Here is a 6704-nt window from a genome sequence, read left to right as displayed (position 1 = left end):
CTCGGCGGACGGATCGGCGTGGTGCAGTCGTGGCCTTGAATGACAGTTTACTCGAAAGTTGAAATGCAGCCGGGTCAGCACATCCGACTCGGCACGGAAAGCATAGAGAATCTTCTCGGCGTAATTTGACTTCACCAAGGAGCAGAGGAAGCGGGTCGGAACGCTCAGATGGGCAAGGTCATCGACGACCTCCTCGAGCTCCAGCCGCAAGAACCAGGAATTGAACACATCCTCGCCCACCGCGGCCTTGAGCCGGGCGCGAACCCGCTGGAAAATCTCGTTCGAGCCGAGTGGCTGACCGTCCTTGCCCATCATCATCATTGCCCCGTTCTCGCCGCCCTGACCCTTTCCGCCACCAGCACTCGCTATCCATTCGGCACGCCCCGCCGCCGCGTTCATCGCCATTTGATTAAGCCCCAAATCCTGTTCTTTCGCTGCCCCACGGGCACAGCTCCGCCAAACCCTGCTCGTCCGTTCCTGCGGACAAACCTATTCGATCCGCGAACTGCGCCGCGGTTCAGTCGTCATGACTATTTTACTTGGACCAGGCCGCTGATCGCGCCCGGCTACCGTAACGTCCTACGCAAACGCAAGACTAAATAAAATACTTGCCAATCCAGATCACGAGGGGAGTTGCCCAAAACTGTAGGCCGAGTCCTAAACCGTCTTTCAGCCTCGATCTCAAGTCAGCACTCTCGTACGCACCCTGGCTAAGTTGCTCGGTTCTGTTGCCGTTTGTCCCAAGCCAGTAGAGCCATCTTAGAGGGGGGCTTTTTGCCAATCAACGGGGGTTTTTTGCCGGGAGGGGGTTGACTCGCAAGTCTTGCAAAATCCTTTCGAGGAGACTCTCCGGGGCGCCAAAACCAAGGCGCAGTGACTCAAGGGGGAATCGGGATTTCGTGGCCTTTTCGGGGCGCGCGCCAATTGTGGCAAGCGGGGCGGCAATGCGGCATTTCATTCCAGCGATGTGCATGAAAATCGCATGACAGAGGTCCGCAAAGGCCCGGAAACGCTGGGGTTTGGGCTCGGTATAACTCTGAAAGAAAACTGTCGCAAACTGGTCACACTTGAGGAGAACCGGTTCGAAACAAGTCGTCACGCCCACGCCAAAAAGCAAAGGCTCCCTATGCGGGAGCCCTGTACCATTTCGGGGCAGTAGAAGCTGCGGGCGTTAAGCCTGCAGGGCCTTCACGCGCGAGTTGAGGCGGCTCACCTTGCGGGCCGCCACGTTGGCGTGGACGATGCCCTTCTGAGCGGCGCGCACGATCTCGGGCTCGGCTGCCTTGAGGGCTTCGAACGCCACCTTGTGGTCGCCGGCAGTGATGGCTTCCTCGACCTTGCGGACGAAGGTGCGCATGCGCGAGCGGCGCGACTTGTTTACTTCGGTACGGGCCGCGATCTTGCGGGTGGCCTTCTTGGCGGAAGCAGTATTGGCCATCAATTCCTCTTTGGCGCTTCAACCCGCTGGCCCACCACGAAGCCGGCTATCCAGGGGCGATGAAATGAAATCGGCGGCATCTCGGGCCGCCAAGTTGGCGCTGTATAGTCGCGAGTGCCGGGGACGTCAACTGGATTCCCCCGGGGCGGTTCGCCCCACAGTGCTAGTGCTGGCACACCGGGCAGAAGAAGCTCGAGCGCCCCGACTGGACGATCCGCTTGATGATGCCGCGGCAGCCGGGGGTGGGGCACGGCTCGCCCTCGCGGTCATATACCGCAAAGCGATGCTGAAAGTAGCCCGTCCCGCCATCGGCGGCGCGAAAGTCGCGTAGCGTCGAGCCACCGGCATCGATCGCCTCGACCAGCACCGTGCGCACCCCGTCGGCAAGGTCCTCGAGGCGCTTCGATGGCTTGCCCGACTTCAGCACCAGCTTCCGCGCCTCGACGTCGGGCCGGATGTGCGCCCGGTGCAGCGCTTCGCTGACATAGATATTGCCCAGCCCCGCCACCACCCGCTGGTCGAGCAGCGCTGCCTTCATCGGCGCTTTCTTGCCCTCAAAGCGCTCGGCCATCTCGGAGGCATTGAAGGCGTTGGAGAGCGGCTCGGGGCCGAGGCCGGCGAGGAAGGGGCTCTCCGCCTCGTCGCCGAACAGGTCCATGAAGCCGAAGCGGCGGGCGTCATTATAGATGAGCTTCATCGCGCCGTACTCGGGATGGGTCAGTTCAAGCACCAGGTGGTCGTGCTTCCTGTCCTCGTCGGGCTCGTAGTAGCGCGAGGGTTCCTTGAACTTGAAGTCCTCGAAGCGATAGGCGCCGGTCATTCCCAGGTGGCTGAGCCAGGTCTTGCCGTTCGACAGCCGGAACAGCAGGTACTTGGCCCGCCGCCCGGTGCTCTCGATGGTCGCGCCCTCGAGCGCCTCCTTGAACCCTTCGGGGAAGGGAAAGCGCAGGTCCTTGCGATTCAGCGTCACCTTGTCGATCCGGGCGCCGGTCACATAGGGATCGAGGCCGCGACGGACGGTTTCGACCTCAGGCAGTTCGGGCATCGGCGGGGCTCCTCGCAAGCGGCTCCGATATGTGGCCGCGCTCGGGGCTCTCGGCAAGGCCCGTGCGCCATCCCGTCACCTCTCCCCCTCGTGACTACGCCCTCAACCATGCGCGCCTTTCCCGCATGGCAAGCCGCGGGCCCATCCGCTATAACGCCGGCAATCCGGAGACCCGCGCATGGGCGAAACCACGCATTTCGGCGAACAGACCGTTCCCCTCGAGGACAAGCAGGGTCTCGTCAACGACGTGTTCCACCGCGTCGCCGATCGCTACGACCTGATGAACGACCTGATGAGCGGCGGCGTCCACCGGCTTTGGAAGGACGCGCTGGTCGCCCGCCTCGCGCCGCCCAAGCAGGGCAGCGTTCTCTACCGCGTCCTCGACATGGCCGGCGGCACCGGCGACATCGCCGAGCGCATCGTCAATGCCTCGGTCGGCTATGCCGAAGTCACCGTCGCCGACATCAATGCCGACATGCTGCGGGTCGGCGAGGCGCGCTCGCACAAATGGCGCTTCCCGGCGCATGTGAAATTCGTCGAGGCCAATGCCGAGGCCCTGCCCTTCGAGGACGAGAGCTTCGACGCCTATACCATCGCCTTCGGCATCAGGAACGTGCCGCGCATCGAGGTCGCACTGATGGAAGCCCATCGCGTCCTGAAGCGCGGCGCGCGCTTCCTCTGCCTCGAGTTCAGCCAGGTCGATACCCCGCTCCTCTCCGAGGTCTACCGGGCCTTTTCCGACCGCGTCATCCCGCCGATCGGCCGGGTCGTCACCGGCGATTCCCAGCCCTACCGGTACCTCGTCGAATCGATCCGCAACTTCCCGACCCCCGAGCGTTTCTCGAGAATGATCGCCGATGCGGGGTTCAGGCGCGTCACCCACACCCCCTTCACCGGCAATATTGCGGCGCTGCACGCGGCCTGGAAGCTCTGACGCCATGGGGCTCGCCGCCTATTTCCGCCTGGCCCGGGCCGGCTATGTCCTGGCGCGCGAAGGCGCGCTGTCGATCGTCGACAACGAGGCGCTGCCGCCGGTGATGAAGGCCGGCGTCCGCTTCGGGCGCCTGTTCGAACGCAGCGAGGTCCGGCGCAGCGGCCGCGTCGAGCGGCTGACCCGCACGCTCAACCGGCTCGGCCCGACCTATGTGAAGCTCGGCCAGACCCTCGCCACCCGCCCCGACATCGTCGGGGCGGAGGTCGCTGCCGACCTCGCGATCCTGCAGGACAAGATGGAGCCGTTCGACGAAAAGCTCGTCCCGGGCCTGCTTGCCGCGGCGCTCGGCTCGCGAGCGGCGGAACTCACGGACATGTCGCCGCCCGTCGCCGCGGCCTCGATCGCGCAGGTGCACAAGGCGACCCTCACCGACGAGACCGGCCGCCGCACCGTGGCGGTGAAGATCCTTCGCCCGCATATCCGGGAGCGCTTCCGCGCCGATATCGAGAGCCAGTATGCCGGGGCGAAACTCGCCGAGACGCTGGTGCCCTCGCTGAAGCGCCTCCGTCCCGTCGACGTGGTGGCGACGCTCGACCGCTCGGCCCGCATCGAGCTCGATCTGAGGCTCGAGGCGGCGGCGATCTCGGAGTTCCACGAGAACATCAAGGACGACAAGGGCTTCGTCATCCCCAGGGTGGTGTGGGACTTCACCTCGGACACCGTGCTCACCACTACCTGGGTCGACGGCATCCCGATCCGCGACAACGCGGCGCTCGATGCCGCCGGGGTCGACCGCAAGGCGCTCGCCACGAACCTCCTCCAGGCGTTCCTCCGCCACACCGTGCGCGACGGGTTCTTCCACGCCGACCTCCACCCCGGGAACCTCTTCGCCGACCCCAGGACCCAGGACATCATCGCCGTCGATTTCGGCATCATGGGCCGGCTGACGCGGCGCGAGCGGCGCTTCCTCGCCGACATCCTCTACGGCTTCATCACCCGCAACTACCGGCTGATCGCCGAGCGGCATTTCGAGATCGGCTATGTCCCCGCCAACCAGTCGATCGACGAGTTCGCGCTGTCGCTGCGCGCCATCGGCGAGCCGCAGCACGGCCGCCGCGTCTCCGACATCTCGATGGCCAAGGTCCTCGGGCAGCTGTTCGCCACCACCGAGCTCTTCGAGATGCAGACCCGGCCGGAGTTGATCCTGCTCCAGAAGTCCATGGTGCTGGTCGAAGGCGTGGCGCGGGCGCTCGACCCCGAGCTCGACATCTGGACCGCCTCCGAGCCGATCGTTGGCGATTGGGTGCGCCGCTCCGCCGGCCCGCTCGGCCGGCTCGAGGAGGTGAAGGACAATTTCGATGTCGTGGTCGCCACCTTCGCCCGCCTGCCGGCGATCGTCACCAAGGCCGAGGTGGCGCTCGACGACTACGAGCGCGACAAGAACGCCCCGAGCCGCAAGTTCAACCGCTTCATGCTGATCGCCGGTTTCTGGCTCGCCGCCGCGGTGCTGCTGGTGGCGCTGTGGCGGCTCCTCGGCTTCTGAACAGCAGTTCATCCGGCGTTCATCAACGGGGCAATACCGAGGCGGCATGAGCTTGCAGCGCTTGGGACGCGACCCTAGAGTGCGGTCGGAAGCGGCGGGCCGATGTTGAGGAGACTTGCATGAGCTTGAAGACAATCGCCCGGCTCGCCGGCGTTCTGGCGCTGAGCGCGGCGCTCGCCGGCTGTATCGACATGACGGCGGAGATCGACGTCCAGTCCGAGACCACCGGCAAGGCGACCACCACCATGACGATGGGCGCCGACTTCTACCCGATGATCAAGCAGATGGCCGACGCCGGCGACGACGCTGCCACCTCGTCGGACGCGTTCTGCAAGGACGGGGGCGACGTCCTTACCGAGAATGCGGATGGCAGCGCCACCTGCACCAGCGTCAAGGAAGGCGAACTGGCCACCCTCACCAGCGAAGACGGCCCGAACGAGGACGCGAGCTTCACCGTGGTGAGCCCGGGGGTCGTGCGCGTCGCCTTCAAGACCGGCGAGATGAGCAGCCAGATCACCCAGGGCGAGGAGCAGGACGCGCAGACCGCGGCGATGATGAAGGCCTATTTCGAGGGTCACACGGCCACCATCCGCATCAAGGGCAAGCGCATCCTCGACACCAACATGACCAAGCTCGGCGACAACGGCGCCGAGGTGGTGCTGAAGTTCACCGAGCTGCTCGACGGAACCGCCCAGTTGCCGCCCGAGTATTTCGCGGTCGTCGACACCAACTGACCATGACGGATCGGGTCACCATCGCCTTCACCTGGCTCGATCACGGCCGGGGCCTCGAGGCTCCGAGACAGCAAAGCGCGAGCGCGGCAGGAGTGGACCTCCTCGCCGCGCTCGGCGCTTCGGAAACCCTGACGATCGAGCCGGGCAAACGCGCCTTGGTGCCGACCGGCATGGCGATCGCCCTCCCCGCCGGCTACGAGGCGCAGGTCCGGCCGCGCTCCGGGCTCGCCGCTAAGCACGGCGTCACCGTGCTCAATTCCCCCGGAACGATCGACGCGGACTACCGGGGCGAGATCAAGGTGATCCTCATCAACCACGGCGAGGCGCCGTTCACCATCCGTCGCGGCGAGCGCATCGCGCAGATGGTGGTGGCCCCGGTTTCGGGCGTAGAATTCGAACTCAAGGAGATTCTGGATGCGACAGCGCGTGGTGCCGGCGGCTTTGGTTCGACTGGCCGCTAGTATCGGCGTTCTCGCCCTTGCGGCGCTGCCGGCGCTGGCGGGCGACGCCGCCAATTTCGCTCCACTGGGCTTTTCCGCCGACGGCCGCTATTTCGGCTTTGAGGAATTCGGCGTCCAGGACGGCTCGGGCTTTCCCTATTCCAACATCTTCATCCTTGATGTCGAAGCCGACCAGTGGGTCGGCGAGTCGCCCTTCCGCATCCGCGATGAAGAGGAAGCGCCGGGCTTTGCTGCAGTGCGGGAGAGGTCGGCGGCGGCGGCGGCGAAGGCCTTCGAGGAACTGGGCATCACCGAGCCGGCCGTCACCGTGGCCCTGAACGGCGACGGCGAGCCCGGCCATGACGGCTCCAGCATCACCTTCGGCGCTCCGGGCCTCGGCCTCGATCCCCCGGCCGAATCCTCGACATTGACCCTATCGAGCTTTCCCTCGACCCGCCCCGAGCCCTGCGTCGAGAACTATGGCTTCGATCCGCCGGTCGGTTTCGCGCTCGAATTGAAGACCGCCTCGGCGACCACCGAAATCCACCGCGACGACACCATCCCCTCCAA

Annotated in this window: 8 protein-coding genes; 5 read left to right on the top strand and 3 right to left on the bottom strand. The window is 65.4% G+C overall.

The window, feature by feature from the left end; all coding sequences use genetic code 11:
* The 3 genes from JWQ89_RS13360 to mutM form a co-directional block, all read right to left on the bottom strand.
* The coding region (locus JWQ89_RS13360; protein WP_299641785.1) for a DnaA N-terminal domain-containing protein at positions 1–405 on the bottom strand (405 nt) is incomplete at its 3' end.
* Between the two features lie 766 nt (positions 406–1171).
* Positions 1172–1438 carry a 30S ribosomal protein S20 gene (gene rpsT / locus JWQ89_RS13355; protein ID WP_299641783.1) on the bottom strand — a complete coding sequence of 89 codons (267 nt, stop codon included), beginning with the start codon at positions 1436–1438 and terminating at the stop codon, positions 1172–1174.
* Positions 1439–1601: 163 nt separating this feature from the next.
* Positions 1602–2483 carry a bifunctional DNA-formamidopyrimidine glycosylase/DNA-(apurinic or apyrimidinic site) lyase gene (gene mutM, locus JWQ89_RS13350; RefSeq protein WP_299641781.1) on the bottom strand — a complete coding sequence of 294 codons (882 nt, stop codon included), beginning with the start codon at positions 2481–2483 and terminating at the stop codon, positions 1602–1604.
* 178 nt (positions 2484–2661) lie between these two features.
* Here mutM and ubiE point away from each other — a divergent pair, with 178 nt between their 5' ends.
* The 5 genes from ubiE to JWQ89_RS13325 form a co-directional block, all read left to right on the top strand.
* Entirely contained in the window at positions 2662–3417 is a 756-nt protein-coding gene (gene ubiE / locus JWQ89_RS13345) for a bifunctional demethylmenaquinone methyltransferase/2-methoxy-6-polyprenyl-1,4-benzoquinol methylase UbiE (protein WP_299641779.1), read from the top strand.
* A gap of 4 nt (positions 3418–3421) precedes the next feature.
* Entirely contained in the window at positions 3422–4960 is a 1539-nt protein-coding gene (ubiB, locus tag JWQ89_RS13340; protein ID WP_299641777.1) for a 2-polyprenylphenol 6-hydroxylase, read from the top strand.
* A 119-nt stretch (positions 4961–5079) separates the two neighbouring features.
* The gene (locus JWQ89_RS13335) at positions 5080–5694 is read left to right on the top strand and encodes a hypothetical protein (RefSeq protein WP_299641776.1); all 615 of its coding nucleotides are present in this window, start codon (positions 5080–5082) and stop codon (positions 5692–5694) included.
* A gap of 2 nt (positions 5695–5696) precedes the next feature.
* Positions 5697–6155, top strand: coding sequence for a dUTP diphosphatase (gene dut, locus JWQ89_RS13330; RefSeq protein WP_299641774.1), 459 nt, complete (start codon positions 5697–5699; stop codon positions 6153–6155).
* On the top strand, positions 6109–6704 hold a 596-nt coding region (locus JWQ89_RS13325), incomplete at its 3' end, for a DUF2259 domain-containing protein (protein WP_299641772.1). The genes dut and JWQ89_RS13325, both read left to right, overlap by 47 nt.

The organism is Devosia sp. (assembly GCF_028290645.1).
GTDB lineage: Bacteria > Pseudomonadota > Alphaproteobacteria > Rhizobiales > Devosiaceae > Devosia_A.
Note: the sequence above shows the minus strand (reverse complement) of the source record. Positions and strands in the feature narration are given on the sequence as shown.